Here is a 13,365-nt window from a genome sequence, read left to right as displayed (position 1 = left end):
CCGTGCGAAAGACATCTTCCTACATGCGATTAGCCCTCATCAGTGCGTCCCAGTGCTTTTGTGGGTCTCACCAAACGAGCCATGCGCACCTGCGATTTCTTCGATACCATGCCGACAGTCCCGCCCTTATTTATGGCAATCACTTGTGCCCCAAGAAAAGCCCTGCCTCCATCTATTACCTCGTGAAACAGGATCACCATGCAGACACAACTGAGCCGAGCCGACTTCTACGCGCTATTGGCGCTCATGCTCGTTCGAGACGAGATCTCCAATACCGACTTCGAAAAGCAGTTCGGTTTCACCATTGTCGGGAAGCAACGTGTTCGCTTGGAAAAGAGTGGTTACATCGCCAGCCGAAAAGTCGGGCGAACATTCCACTGTGAATTGACCGATGAGGGCTGGCACCGGGTCGAACAGGAAATGAGCAGCCCCGCACCCAAGGGCACACCCCGTCAACAACGGATCGACTACGCGCTGCGCAATGCCTTCGCCGCCCATATGCGAGCCATGAACGTCCATCTGGCCGATATCGCGACGGCGGCCCACACCGAATCAGCCCCACCTTCAGACCCCACGCCAGCCCCAGAACCAGAAGCGACCACAGGTCACGCAAATGACACCGCGCTCTTCACCGCCTACGAGAGCCTGGCCGAGGCACCCGGTTCGTGGGTCCAACTGCATCAGCTTCGTTCCAAGCTCGCCGGCGAACGCAGCACAGTAGACGATCTATTGCGACAGCTCTTCCGGGCTCGCAGAATCGACCTCATTCCCGAGGTAAATCAAAAGACCCTCACCCCACAGGACCGGGCGGCAGCCATCGTTGTCGGCGGTGAAGACAAACACCTCATAGCAATAGGAGGCCCACTGTGAGCCAAGAGCAGCTGCGCGCGCTGCGCGAGGTCCGTATCAGCTGGGCGGTCAGCCGCTCCGGGGTGTGGGACGACGTACCGCATGTGCCCGACATCAACGCCGAGGCGCTACTGGCCATCGACCGCACCATCAGCGAGTCCATTGAGAGAAAGGACCCACTGGGGCTGCCCATCGTGGCCAATATGGGAGCGGGGAAGTCACACTGTCTGGCCATTGCCCGCCAGCGAATACAACGCGCCGACGGCTTCTTTTTCATTTTGGAACTGGGGCTACAGCGAGATTTCTGGGACGAGGTTCGCGGGTATTTGGTCGAATGTCTCTCCAAGCAACACGAACACGGCGACAGCCAGCTCCACTTTCTGCTCAGCAGGCTGCTCGACCAATGCCAAGTCAGTGAGAACACGGCGAAGGCCGTCTTGTCGGGAGCAAGCCTCAGAGCCGACCATGTCGGCGAGTTCGTCACCGCGCTGCGCCGCACCCACCCACATGTGAAGAAAGACGCCGGGAACACACTCGCGGCACTGGCCGTCTACAACTGCGAAGAATCCCCGATCGCCGACGTCGCCGAAAGTTACCTGCGTGGCGAAGACGATCTGGTGACCGACCGATCGCAGTGGCATATGTCGCCATCGCATATGGATTCGCGCCGGTTTGCCGAAGCGCTGTCTACAGTGCTGTCTCTGGTCGGTCCAACCTTGTTGTGCGCCGACCAGTTCGATAAGACGACCGAGGAATCCCATACAGCCACCGGCCAAATCAGTTCGGGAACCGACCTCGAGGCTGCCCCGCTGGCACGTTTTGGCAATGCCCTGATGAGTGTGCGCGAGACCATGAGTCATACGGCCGTGGTCCTGTCGTGTCTTCCGACTATGTGGGATGCCTTTCGTCGGCATGCCGTTGCCACGGCGCGGCACCGGTTCCGTGAGCCTTCCCAGTTGGGTCCTCTGCCCTCACCGCAAGCTGCGGCCGCGATGGTGCGCTCATACCTGGCGCCGGTGTACCAATCGATCGGATTCACCCCGCCATACAGCACCTGGCCAGTGGCATCGGAGGCCTTCGCTGACGCGGTGGAGTTCGGCGCGCGCAAACTTCTGGAAGTCGTGCAGCTGCATATTGACCAGTGCGTCGAATCGGGCCAGGTCGTCGAACTCAATTCCATTCTGCACGCCGCACGTGCTTCGCACCCTGTGGTAGACGCCGCGTCAGAAGACGATGTGGCTTCGGTCGAAGCGCTCTTCCAGCGGTATCGCAACGAAGCGGACATCTCAACTGTTCTCGACAAGAACAGTGAAGACTCTGTCGTCCCAGATCTTCTCCACGGTGGCGTCGAGGCGATGCTGAGCGAACGGGGGCTCCCAGCCGGGTCCTACCGGCTGACGAGAGCCAAGCCAAGCAGAAAGCCTCTTGGATGGCACCTGCAATTCTCCATTGACGCGGACGATGGCTCCGACGCTCCGCTGCATTGGACGATCGGTTTCAACGCCCACGACCATGGCCGGGCCATCATCAATCGCATCAACCTCCTGCGCACGACCGCCAAAGTTGACCCAGGCACGAAGAAAAGACGTGCGCTGCTTGTCGCCACTGGGGCTTGGAGTCAAACTCCCGGCGTCGTGGCGGCCCTGGAACAGTTCAAGCACGCTGGGGGCCGATTTATCGACTATGAGATGGGCAACGATATTCGCACGCTGAAGGCTCTCGAGCAATTGGAAAGGGAGCGACCTCCCGGCTGGCAAACGTGGCTCAGGCGCTACCGTCCAGCCAGCGCAACAGGTCTGTACCGTGAGATTTTCGGTGAGGAGGCCGGCCACGCCTCGCCTTGCGAACCGCAGCCAGAGCCCGATGCCGATCCTCCTCAAACCCCATCCATGCCCACGACCCCGCCGAGCGACCCGGCCATACGTGACTGGACTCCGTTCGGGTCCTCCCCAGCGAGCACCGCCTCATCTAAGACTCAGCAGGCGGAATCACAAGCCATCCACGATAGTGGCATCCCGCTTGGTTATGAAAAATCAGGCAAGCCCATGACGGTCCCGTTGGAGACACTACGCAAGCATGTAGCCGTGTTCGCCGGTTCGGGTTCGGGAAAGACTGTCTTGTTGCGGCGGCTCATCGAGGAGTGCGCTTTGCGTGGAGTCTCGGCAATTGTGGTCGACTCCAATAATGACCTGGCCCGGTTGGGCCAGGCGTGGCCGACTCGACCTGAGGGCTGGCTAGCTGGGGACGGCGACCGCGCGGAACGGTACCTGAGCGGCACGGAGGTACTGGTGTGGACGCCGGGCCGATCACAGGGACGCCCTTTGGCGTTGCAGCCGTTGCCGGACTTTCGTGGTATCGAGGCGGATTCCGATGAGTTCACCGATGCGGTGGACTCAGCTATGGAGGTGCTAGCCCCGCGTGCGGGCAGTCGGCGCGCTACAAAGGACGCGGCGGTGCGGGAAGCTGTCTTGCGTTCGGCGGTGGCTCACTTTGCCCGGCGCGATCCTTCTGGCCATCTGCGCGCTTTCATCGCCATGCTCAACGAGCTGCCTGAGGGCGTAGTGGAGTTGGCGAAGGCTGAGGAGCACGCGCATGCGATGGCGCAGAATCTGCAGGCGGCGACCATTAACGACCCGCTGTTTGGCGGCAGCGGCACGCCGCTGGACCCTTCGGAACTGCTGAGTCCCGCGCCGGGTCGGCGTGCGCGGGTGTCGGTGGTCAATCTGGTTGGTCTTTCGGGTGAAGAGCAGCGGCAGCACTTCGTCAATCAGCTGCAGCTAGCGGTTTTCGGTTGGGCGAAACGACATCCGGCGACCTCAGACCTTGGGGCGCTCTTCGTGCTCGATGAGGCACAGACCTTCGTCCCATCGGGCAAGTCCACCCCTTGCACGGCCTCGACCAAACTGCTCGCTTCGCAGGCACGCAAGTACGGCCTTGGGCTCATCTTCGCGACCCAAGCGCCGAAAGGCATCGACAACACGGTGGTTGGCAACGCGGCTACCCAATACTTCGGTTATCTCAACAGTCCTACCCAGATCGATTCAGTGAAGGAGATGGCGCGGTCGAAAACCAGCGATGTACTCGACATCTCGCGTTTGAAGCGGGGCGAGTTTTATGCGGGTAGCGAGGGCACGTCTTTGCTTAAGCTCTCCTCCCCCATGTGTCTAAGCCACCATCCGCCGAGCGCTCCGAGCGCTGAAACCGTCCTCGATATCGCGCGACGCGACCGCTAAGGCCGCCAGGTTGGGAGAGAACATGGGATCACAATCGGTATGGCTGATCAGCTTTAACCTCACCGAGCGCGTCGAAGCTTCGTTGGAAATGGGTCGAGCGATCGTGGCATGGGAGAACATCGGCGACTTGCGCGGGTTCGAAAGCCGCGAGGCTTTGCATTTCGCTCTGGCCGCCGACGAACCTTCGCGAGACGAAGACGTCGTAGCGGCCTGGGCATCTCAACTATGGGCTTTCTACACCCACATCAGGCCCGGCGACTTGGTTGTCATGTGCTGCCAGAGTTCTCCACCGCGAGTGTCGATCGGACGTGTGACCGGCGATTACACATATGACGCGTCACAGCCTCCTGAAATGCGACATGCGAGGCCGGTCGAGTGGTTGACCGTCAAGGCTCCTGTGTCGTCTTTCGGCAGTGACATTCGTGGTGCCGTCCGCAGTGTGATGGGAGTCGCGCGAGTTGAGGATGCGCATATTGCCGATCGTCTGGCCGAATTCGTCGCCATCGGATACGACCCAGGCCGACAAGACCAGGTGTATCAAACACCAGAGTTGCTGATTAAGGCGGCGTTCAATCAGCCCCCTGAGAAGCCGCTGACGGTCACCATCCGCGCGCTTTTGCGAACCTGGGGGTTCGAACGTCGCACCGACTCGGCAGTGTCTGCGATCAACCATGGCCTCGCCACGTCCGAGCTCAGCACTAGGCCGCCGTTCGCCCAACCGCCGAAGCTGGAGAACGAGGTCGCGATTGTCAAGGCGCGGCAGTCCCCATCGGGTTGTGGTGACGATCAATCGCAAGAAACGCTCTCGTCCCCCCGCATGACGCAGCCGGTCAGCAGCATCGCGTCCCCGATTGTCACCATCCGCCTTGGGCAGAATCTCGATCTGGCCATGTCGCGGATGACGGAGAAGCGATTCTCTCAGCTCGCGGTGGTCAACGACAAGAAACACCTACTCGGAGCCGTCAGCTGGGACAGCATCGGCCGGGCTCGGCTGGCGCGGCGGGAACCCACGTTGCGCGATGCGCTCTACACTCCCGAGACCGTCCGGCCAGACGCCGATGTCCGGGATAAGGCCGACGTGATCGTGCAACACGGATTCGTCTTCCTCACCAACGACAAGGGAGGGGTTAGCGGAATCATCACGGCCGCTGACCTGGCCGACCGTTTTCACGCCATCGTCCGCCCCTTCATCGACATAGAGGAAGCCGAAATCCTGTTGCGTAATACCGTAAAACGGCATTTGACCCTTGAGGAGGTTAAGCCGCACCTACTTCATCCCGACGCGGTCAACAAGATCGATGACATCAGTTTTGGCAGCTATGAATATATCTTCAAAAAGACTGACCTATGGCAGAAGCTGGGGTGGAACGTAAACAAGAATCACCTGGTGGGGCTGATCAAGACAGTTTGCGATGCCCGCAATGAACTCATGCATTTCGCGCCTGATCCATTGCCGCAGTCGCAAGAAGATGCGATTTCAGGTCTTCTCGAACTCCTTCGTCCTTTGGCGGGCGGATTCGCGCGGTTAAAATCACGCGAAACAAAATAGTACGCCCACACGCAAAAAAGCCTGGAAACGCGATGCGTTTCCAGGCTTTTGCAATTCAGTCAAGGTCCTTAGCTAAACGCTAGGAGAGAATCCTAGGTAGGCTGCAACCACAACGAACTACCTAGTTTATTAGATCTTAGCCAGGTTGGCCGCTTGCGGCCCTTTCTGACCCTGCTCGATGTCGAACTCCACCCGCTGGTTTTCTTCCAGGGTGCGGAATCCCGAACCGGAGATTGCTGAGAAGTGAACGAATACGTCCGGTCCGTCTCCATCGGGAGCGATGAATCCGAAGCCTTTGTCGCCGTTAAACCACTTAACGGTGCCTTGCGCCATTACTTTTACCACTTTGTGTAGAACTTAATTTGAAACTCAGGGCGACGCCAAAGCACTTGCTAAGGAATCGTTGCCGCTCCCGCTATGTAGCCGGGTGACTTCCATGAGCCAACTTCGACTCTACCTGATATCTGTACAGAACGCGACTGCCTGGGCCGTGTTCTTGTCGCGCCCCTGCTCAACCGGGCCACAAAGGTGACACGCACCCCAGGAACATATCCCCTTTTGTCTCCCTTCTACCTCAACGTCCCCCTCGCGGGCCGGGCCAGACTGGCTCTGCGCGGCTCTAGTGAGACTTAGAACTCCCTGGCGGAGGACGACGCACAACCCGGTCTCACCCGCCGGGCGGCCACAAAGCAAGCCCGAGCCCGCCTAGACTCTGTGTTTAGGCTCAGCAGGCACAGAGGCGAACGCCCTTGCCCCTAGCGTCGATCCACACGGCCGTGAGCGTGGCCGCTCAAGCGCACTTGACTGAGGCGGCCCCATCGACGAGAGCGCCAAGGAAAATCGGGCAGATCGCCTGTGGCACTTGAATTCTCGGATCGAGGCGGCGGCTGTTTCGATGCCCGACGTATAGTTGCCTCACGTCGTTTCTGCCGCAGCCGGACCCGCCGCGCAGGAGAGACCCCCTAGAGCGCGCGGCCGCGACGGCGGTTCCGCCGCCCATACCCGGCGTCCACGGACCACCCCACAGCACCAGGCCACCCGATCGCCACCCACGAAAGCACAGTCATCGTCACACCATGACCACCAGTACCTCTGGCGCAACCGTCTCCATGCGGCACTTCGCCACCCTTAGGCCCCCGCATCCCACCGACGTGCTCATTTCCGCCGATGTGGGCCCGGGAGGTGAAGCCCTAGCGATCTGGGCCAGCACCGACGACGCTCCACAGCTGGGATGGCTCAACCGGCACCATGGCACGAGTCCACAGGTTCCGATGCTGGACGAGCCAGTTCTGGTACGGCTGACGCGACACCAACCCAATGGCAATGTCCGATCCCTGGGACCCATGCGCATCAATGTGCGCAACCCCCACGTGCAGCCCCTTCCCGGCGACCGATACCTGGTGGTTGGCGCGCGCTGCCGGTACAACAAGGGCAATCCCGACCGCAACGCCACGGTGTTTTCGGCCCAAGGTCGGCCCCTGCTGACAGCTACGGTCGGCGATGGGGTGCAGGACGTGCAGGCCACCAGCTCAGGGCGACTATATGTGTCCTATTTCGACGAAGGAGTGTACGGGAGTCACGGATGGGGATGGCCCGATCCTCCCATCGGCTCTAGCGGGCTCGTGCAGTTCGACGATCAGCTTCGTCCTAAATGGCAGTTCCGAAGCGCCAACGACGCGATCAGAATCGACGATTGCTACGCGCTGAACGTCTCGGGTACCGAAGTATGGGTATATCCATACGACCAGTTTCCCATCCTGCGACTTCGCTTCGGCTCCATGAGCGTGTGGACCAACGAGGTCACCGGTGCCCACGCTCTCATCACCGACGGAACCCGGTGCGCGCTAGTGGGTGGCTACTCGCTGCCGGACCGTATCAGCATCGGCCGGTTCCGGGCAGGCCGCTTCACCCTGTCCCGCACCAGTTCGATCACCCTGGGTGAGAGGCCGATTCCCGCAAGTGTGCTGCGTCAGGCGGGACGTGGCGGTACGTTGCATTTGATCACCACCGAGGGAGAATGGTGGCAGTTGCGGTTGTCCGATCTTTCCGAATAGGCACTGATGCAAGAACACGAATGGTCTGAGCAGGTCGAGGAGGTCCTCAACCGGTTGCCCGAGGGCACGTGGACCTCCTATGGGGAGCTTGCCGAGCTCGTCGGCACGGGGCCCCGGCAGGTCGCGCGGTTTTTGGCCCAAGGGTATGGCGTAGCGAACGCATTTCGGGTCCTGCGCAGCAACGGAACGGTGTCCGACGGGTTTCGATGGTCGAACCCGACTTATCCCGATGTCCACGACGCATTGCGCTGCGCTGGGATAAGACTTTCGACCAATCGAGTAGCCGATTCCGCGCAACGGCTCGACGCCGAAGAATTGAGAGAGTTGCTCAAGCCCGATTTTGAGGCACATAGTTGAGTTACGCCAGACACCGGCATATTGACAAGGCCGAATACCGTTACCAATTACCCAGACGACAATTGGCACCATCGGATGATGGCACCCATATCCCGACGACGTATAGTCTCACTCGTAGGCGACGTTTACGACACCCGATTAGGAAGCACCGAGGCCCATGGAGCAGCAGTCACAGTCCGAGGCGACTGCCCTATCGTCGACTGTGCGCCGCTGGCGTCGGCTAGCACGTCGGCACGAAATAGGCTGGAGCGAAACGCTTCTCATCGCGCTCAACCTCTACGGACTACGGGGTGACAACCCCCGAGGAATGCGCCTGCGAATCGAAACCGACAAAGACATCGCCCAAGAGCTGGACGAAGACGGCACTGAGCCACCGGCCGAAAACCACGACGAGGCCGCCGCCGAGCCCACCGCCACAGCCACCACCCAAGTGAGCGCTGTGGAGTCCAGCGCCGATGGCGACATTGACTTGTCGTTCATGACAGTGCTCCCCGCCGACCGCCCCACCTCCCCCTTTAGCCTGCGAGCGTACGTCGATCCCTCCTCTCCTCACCACGGCGAGAGCGAACTGTGTGTCGACGGCACCCGAGTGGCCAGCATTGTCGAGGCCCATGAAGGCGAGGACGTCTCTGGCTACCTGCGTGCGGGAGGCACTGCCGCCACCATGCAGCTGGCCTCTGAGGTGGCCACCGACGAACTTCCCAAGCACTACCGCAGCATCCTGAAACTACTGGGCGACGACGTCAAGTACAGCCCAGCCAGCGAAGAAGGACTGCGCGAAGTCATGCTGACCGCCGCCGCCATCCGCGACGAAGGACTCGTGATCGAGCACCTCGTGGCGTTGCGCGAGGCGATGACGGCCGAAGGCATCACTTCCGAGGCGACGATCGGCGTGCTGACCTCCGCCATTCGCAGCCCTGAGGGATTTGCCGACTTGTACGAGCGCGCTGGCGAGGTGCTGGTCTTCTTCGCAACAGAGACCGTCATGCCACAGCTGGTGTCGGGACGAGTGGCCTCCGATGACACCGGAAGCATCCGAGTGGCCGAAATGAACGTCGAGGAAATCGCCGAGGTGCTAGCCGCGGCCAAAGACGTCGGGCATCGTACGTCCTTCACCTACACGGTGGGATACGAGCCCTTGGACGAGCTGCGTGATCAACTGTTGCCGCTGGCGATGTACACCACAGTGTGGCCGTCGTTGACGATTCTTCCCGCCGAGACGCCGGCGGACGATTCGCAGCACGTGGCGGCACCTGAGGAGCGGCTGGACTTCTTCTTGCAGGCCCGCAGTCTGCTTGAGCAGATCTTCGCGCCCACCCAGCTACGGCCGCAGCCATGGCGTTGTTACCGGGGTCTGTGGTACCGAGAGCACGCAAGCGGCAAGCTACCTGGCCCTTGGGTATAGACGGGTTGCCCGTTCGTTTTCAAACCTGACCCGACGCGAGTCGACCAACCTGTGAGCAGTCCGCTTACCGGACAGGGCCGGTCGTGATGAGGTGTCGAACAGGCCGACCACCGGTCTCGTGAGTATCGGGCTGGCCTTAAAGTCCGCAGCGGGGTTCGTCGGCTGTTCACATCATCCACCGACGCGCCGATCGTCCCTGGAGCCACCTGAGCTTATTGGGCGCTCACTCGCCATCGCAGGCCGCAACCCAGATACGAAATGGGAGGGTATCCCCCGCGGGGGATACCCTCCCATTTACGATTAGCGTCTCTGTCAGCCACTGGCTGAGGAGAAACTGGTCACCTCGCTAGGAAGCGTTGGCCGGAACGATGTTCACGAGCTTGCGACCACGACGCTGCGAGAACTTCACTTCGCCCTCGGACAGCGCGAACAGGGTGTCGTCGCCGCCACGGCCCACAAGCTCGCCCGGGTGGTACTTGGTACCTCGCTGACGAACCAGGATCTCTCCGGCGTTGACGTGCTGGCCGCCGAAACGCTTCACACCGAGGCGCTTGGAATTGGAATCGCGACCGTTACGGGAGCTGGATACACCTTTTTTACTTGCCATCGTTCAACCCCCTACTTGCTGATTCCGGTCACCTTGACGCGGGTCAACGGCTGGCGGTGACCCTGGCGCTTGTGGTAGCCAGTCTTGTTCTTGAACTTGTGAATCTTGATCTTCGGGCCCTTGGTGTGTTCGAGAAGCTCGCCGCTCACCGTGACGCCGGCCAAAGCCTTAGCGTCGGTGACCACAGATCCTTCGTCAACGAACATCACCGCAGGCAGCGTCAGGCTGTCGCCCGGCTCGCCCTCAATTTTCTCAACGTCGAGGACGTCGCCCTCGGCAACCTTGTACTGCTTTCCGCCAGTCTTGACGATCGCGTACATGTCGACGTGGTCTCCTTGGGTCCTCCCCGTATGCGGGGAACAATCCCCCGCAGGGGAACGGTGTTTGACATTTCATTTCGGTTCCGGCCGCCAGTGCCTTGGAAGGCAATGTCGGTTGAACCGAGGCCATCTCTTCGCGCTCAGCACAGCCTCGCACGGTACTTTTTGGCCGTCCGTTAGCTTACGCCATTGACACGGCCCGCACCTCACCGGGAGGTGTGATGACCACCAACATCACAGCCTTCGCGAGGTTGGTGGTCCTACAACTATGACTCGTTGTCGGCTTTAGCTTGGTCGTCCCCGTTGACGTCCCTTTCCTCCGGTTTCGGCTCCCGCGCCTCGGGCGTGGGCTCAGAAGGTCCGTCGGGGGCGTCAGTCGCGGCCGCTGGGGAGGCCGCCGCATCGTTGGCCTCATCAGTGGAGGCCTCCGACGCTTCGAGGGTCGGCTCGTCCTCGGTTGAGTCAGGCTTGGACTTGCCGTTCTTCTTCTTGGAATGCTTGGAAGAGTCGTCCTTGCTGGCCGGTTCCTGGGATTGTTTGTTCCCTCGACCACCCTTCTTACGGGTCTTCTTGCCTTCCCAGAGAATCTGGTCGGTGTTGATGACCACACCGCGTCCCCGGCAGTGCTCGCAGTTTTCCGAGAACGCCTCCACGAGGCCCTGGCCGACACGCTTGCGTGTCATTTGCACCAAGCCCAGCGACGTAACTTCGGTGACCTGGTGTTTGGTGCGGTCGCGCCCCAGGCACTCCGTCAAGCGACGCAGCACTAGGTCCCGGTTGCTCTCCAACACCATGTCGATGAAGTCGATGACGATAATGCCGCCGATGTCGCGCAACCGCAGCTGGCGCACGATCTCTTCGGCCGCCTCCAGGTTGTTGCGGGTGACGGTCTCTTCCAAGTTGCCGCCTTCACCGGTGAAACGTCCGGTGTTGACGTCGATGACCGTCATCGCCTCGGTACGGTCGATGACCAGCGAACCGCCCGAGGGCAGATAGACCTTGCGATCCAACGCCTTGATCAGCTGCTCGTCGATGCGCTTCTCGGTGAAGATGTCCTTCGAACCCGTGTAACGCTTGAGGCGGGTTGTCAGTTCCGGAGACACCGACTCTAGATACTTGCGTACCTCGTCATGGGCGTCGGCATCGTCAATGAGCACTTCCTTGAAGTCCTCGTTGAACACGTCACGCACCACGCGCACCAGCAAGTCAGGCTCGGCGTAGAGCAGGCTGGGGGCAGTGCTCTTCTTCGACTTGGCCTGAATGCCTTCCCACTCTTTTTGCAGGCGGGAAATGTCGCGTTCCAGGTCGTCGGTACCAGCGCCTTCGGCGGCGGTCCGCACGATGACGCCGGCGCCCTCGGGAACCAGTTTCTTCAACGCGCTGCGAAGGCGGGTGCGTTCCTGGTCGGGCAGCTTGCGGGAGATACCCGAGGCGTTGCCGCCGGGAACGTACACCAGGTGCCGCCCCGACAGTGCCACGTGGTTGGTCAAACGAGCGCCTTTATGGCCGACGGGGTCTTTTGTCACCTGCACGAGGACCGGGTCGCCCGGCTGCATCGCGCCTTCGATGGTGCGGGTTTTTCCAGCTAGGCCCGCCGAGTCCCAATTGACCTCACCGGCGTAGAGAACGGCGTTGCGTCCCTTTCCGATGTCGACAAAGGCCGCTTCCATGCTCGGCAGCACGTTTTGGACTTTGCCCAGGTAGACGTTGCCGACTAGGCCCTGTCCACCGGAGCGGCTGACATAGTGCTCGGCGAGGATGTTGTCTTCGAGCACCGCGATTTGCGAACGCTCGCCCCGGGTGCGGACGACCATTTGCCGTTCGACCGACTCGCGGCGGGCAAGAAATTCGGATTCGCTGACGACCTGCACCCGGTTGCGGCGATTTCCGCGACCTTCGCGACGTCGTTGACGCTTGGCTTCGAGCCGAGTCGAGCCCGAGACGCCGCGCACGTCGTCGCTGGAGCTCTTGGAGCGGCTCTTGCGGACCTTGACGACGACATCGCCTTCGTCTTTGGCGCGGGTGTCAGAGTCGGCCGCTTCGGCCGCGTCGAGGCGCTTGCGACGGCGACGGCGGCGACGGGTCACGCCATCGGTTGTGATGGTCTCCGTCTTGGAACCGGAGTCATCTTCGTTGTCGTCGTCGCCATTGTCATCGTAATCGGACTGGTCAGAGCCACCGATACCTTTGCCGCGGCCTCGGCCTCGACGGCCTCGTCGGCCACGTCGGCGCTTGCGCTCGTCGCTGTCCTCATCGTCGGAGTCGAACTCCGCGTCAGGGATGCGCTCTTCGGCCTTTTTGTCGGCCTTTTTCCTATTGCCCGAATCTTTGCCTTTCGGGGGGTTGCCGTCGTCCTTTTCGCTCTTGCGAGTGGACTTGGCGGGTTTGGGGTCTACTTTGGGCGGCGGCGCAAAGATAGGGGCCGCTGAGACCGGTGGCAGTTTCTCATTGGTTTGAGCGGTTGAGTCGGATTTATCTGATTCGGTATCAGTCCGCCGAGACGTTTGCGGCGCCATAAAGGTCAGCGCCGCTGTTTTCGTCTCCTCCCGCGGCTCGTTATCGAGCATGCGAATAAACACTCCGTTCCACACCGCTCCCGGGCGCGACACACTTTTCGTGTGATTCGCAGCCGCACGGGTGCGGTTGTCAAGGTGAGACCGTACGCGATCTCGACTAAGCCTGCTACCTGGCCGCAGGTAACACCTCTGCCCTGGCCAGGCCCGCTGTGCGCGGTTGACACCCCAGTAGCGCTGTCCCACCGCCGTCGGCGGTGAGTGGGTCGTGGTCGCACGTAACGCATCGACCGGCCCATGAGTCAAACTGGTGACTCGGGGTGGTACGACGGTGCAGCACTGCCCACCGACTTTGGGGAGCGGGCACAACATCGTCGAGTCACACCGTCGGTGTTACTTGCAGTGTGACCACATCGAGTATTGCACACTCTCCGTCCTCGACGCTGCCGGTCGCGGCCACAAGTAGCCACACACGGCC

The 13,365-nt window shown here is 61.1% G+C and carries 9 protein-coding genes and 1 pseudogene; 6 read left to right on the top strand and 4 right to left on the bottom strand.

Going from position 1 to position 13,365, the window contains the following annotated elements; translation table 11 throughout:
* Positions 1–198: 198 nt before the first annotated feature.
* From JQS30_RS03655 to JQS30_RS03645, 3 genes are read left to right on the top strand one after another with little or no spacing between them, the layout of a single operon-like run.
* A complete protein-coding gene (locus JQS30_RS03655; RefSeq protein WP_213172041.1) occupies positions 199–870 on the top strand; it encodes a hypothetical protein in 672 nt (223 codons plus the stop codon).
* On the top strand, positions 867–4,082 hold the full coding sequence (locus JQS30_RS03650) for an ATP-binding protein (protein WP_213172040.1): 3,216 nt from the start codon (positions 867–869) through the stop codon (positions 4,080–4,082). The genes JQS30_RS03655 and JQS30_RS03650 overlap by 4 nt, the downstream gene beginning before the upstream one ends.
* Positions 4,083–4,104: 22 nt before the next feature.
* Complete coding sequence (locus JQS30_RS03645) at positions 4,105–5,631, top strand: CBS domain-containing protein (RefSeq protein ID WP_213172039.1); 1,527 nt, start codon at positions 4,105–4,107, stop codon at positions 5,629–5,631.
* Positions 5,632–5,760: 129 nt separating this feature from the next.
* Here the strand turns inward: JQS30_RS03645 and JQS30_RS03640 are convergent, their stop codons facing one another.
* Positions 5,761–5,964, bottom strand: a complete 204-nt coding sequence (locus JQS30_RS03640; RefSeq protein WP_213172038.1) for a cold-shock protein — start codon at positions 5,962–5,964, stop codon at positions 5,761–5,763.
* Between the two features lie 743 nt (positions 5,965–6,707).
* Between JQS30_RS03640 and JQS30_RS03635 the strand changes: the two genes are divergently transcribed.
* From JQS30_RS03635 to JQS30_RS03625, 3 genes are all read left to right on the top strand, one after another.
* Positions 6,708–7,685 carry a hypothetical protein gene (locus JQS30_RS03635; protein WP_213172037.1) on the top strand — a complete coding sequence of 326 codons (978 nt, stop codon included), beginning with the start codon at positions 6,708–6,710 and terminating at the stop codon, positions 7,683–7,685.
* A 6-nt stretch (positions 7,686–7,691) separates the two neighbouring features.
* Positions 7,692–8,042, top strand: coding sequence for an MGMT family protein (locus JQS30_RS03630; RefSeq protein ID WP_213172036.1), 351 nt, complete (start codon positions 7,692–7,694; stop codon positions 8,040–8,042).
* A gap of 157 nt (positions 8,043–8,199) precedes the next feature.
* Positions 8,200–9,447, top strand: coding sequence for a radical SAM family protein (locus JQS30_RS03625; RefSeq protein WP_213172035.1), 1,248 nt, complete (start codon positions 8,200–8,202; stop codon positions 9,445–9,447).
* A 346-nt stretch (positions 9,448–9,793) separates the two neighbouring features.
* On the opposite strand, the gene rpmA is transcribed toward JQS30_RS03625, so the two are convergent.
* From rpmA to JQS30_RS03610, 3 genes and pseudogenes are all read right to left on the bottom strand, one after another.
* The gene (gene rpmA, locus JQS30_RS03620) at positions 9,794–10,054 is read right to left on the bottom strand and encodes a 50S ribosomal protein L27 (RefSeq protein WP_213172034.1); all 261 of its coding nucleotides are present in this window, start codon (positions 10,052–10,054) and stop codon (positions 9,794–9,796) included.
* A gap of 11 nt (positions 10,055–10,065) precedes the next feature.
* Entirely contained in the window at positions 10,066–10,374 is a 309-nt protein-coding gene (gene rplU, locus JQS30_RS03615) for a 50S ribosomal protein L21 (protein WP_213172033.1), read from the bottom strand.
* A 266-nt stretch (positions 10,375–10,640) separates the two neighbouring features.
* Positions 10,641–12,806, bottom strand: a pseudogene (locus tag JQS30_RS03610) (Rne/Rng family ribonuclease); the annotation flags it as partial.
* Positions 12,807–13,365: the final 559 nt, after the last annotated feature.

The organism is Natronoglycomyces albus (assembly GCF_016925535.1).
Lineage (GTDB): Bacteria > Actinomycetota > Actinomycetes > Mycobacteriales > Micromonosporaceae > Natronoglycomyces > Natronoglycomyces albus.
The sequence above is the reverse complement of the archived record's forward strand: the minus strand, read 5'-3'. Positions and strand labels throughout refer to the sequence as shown.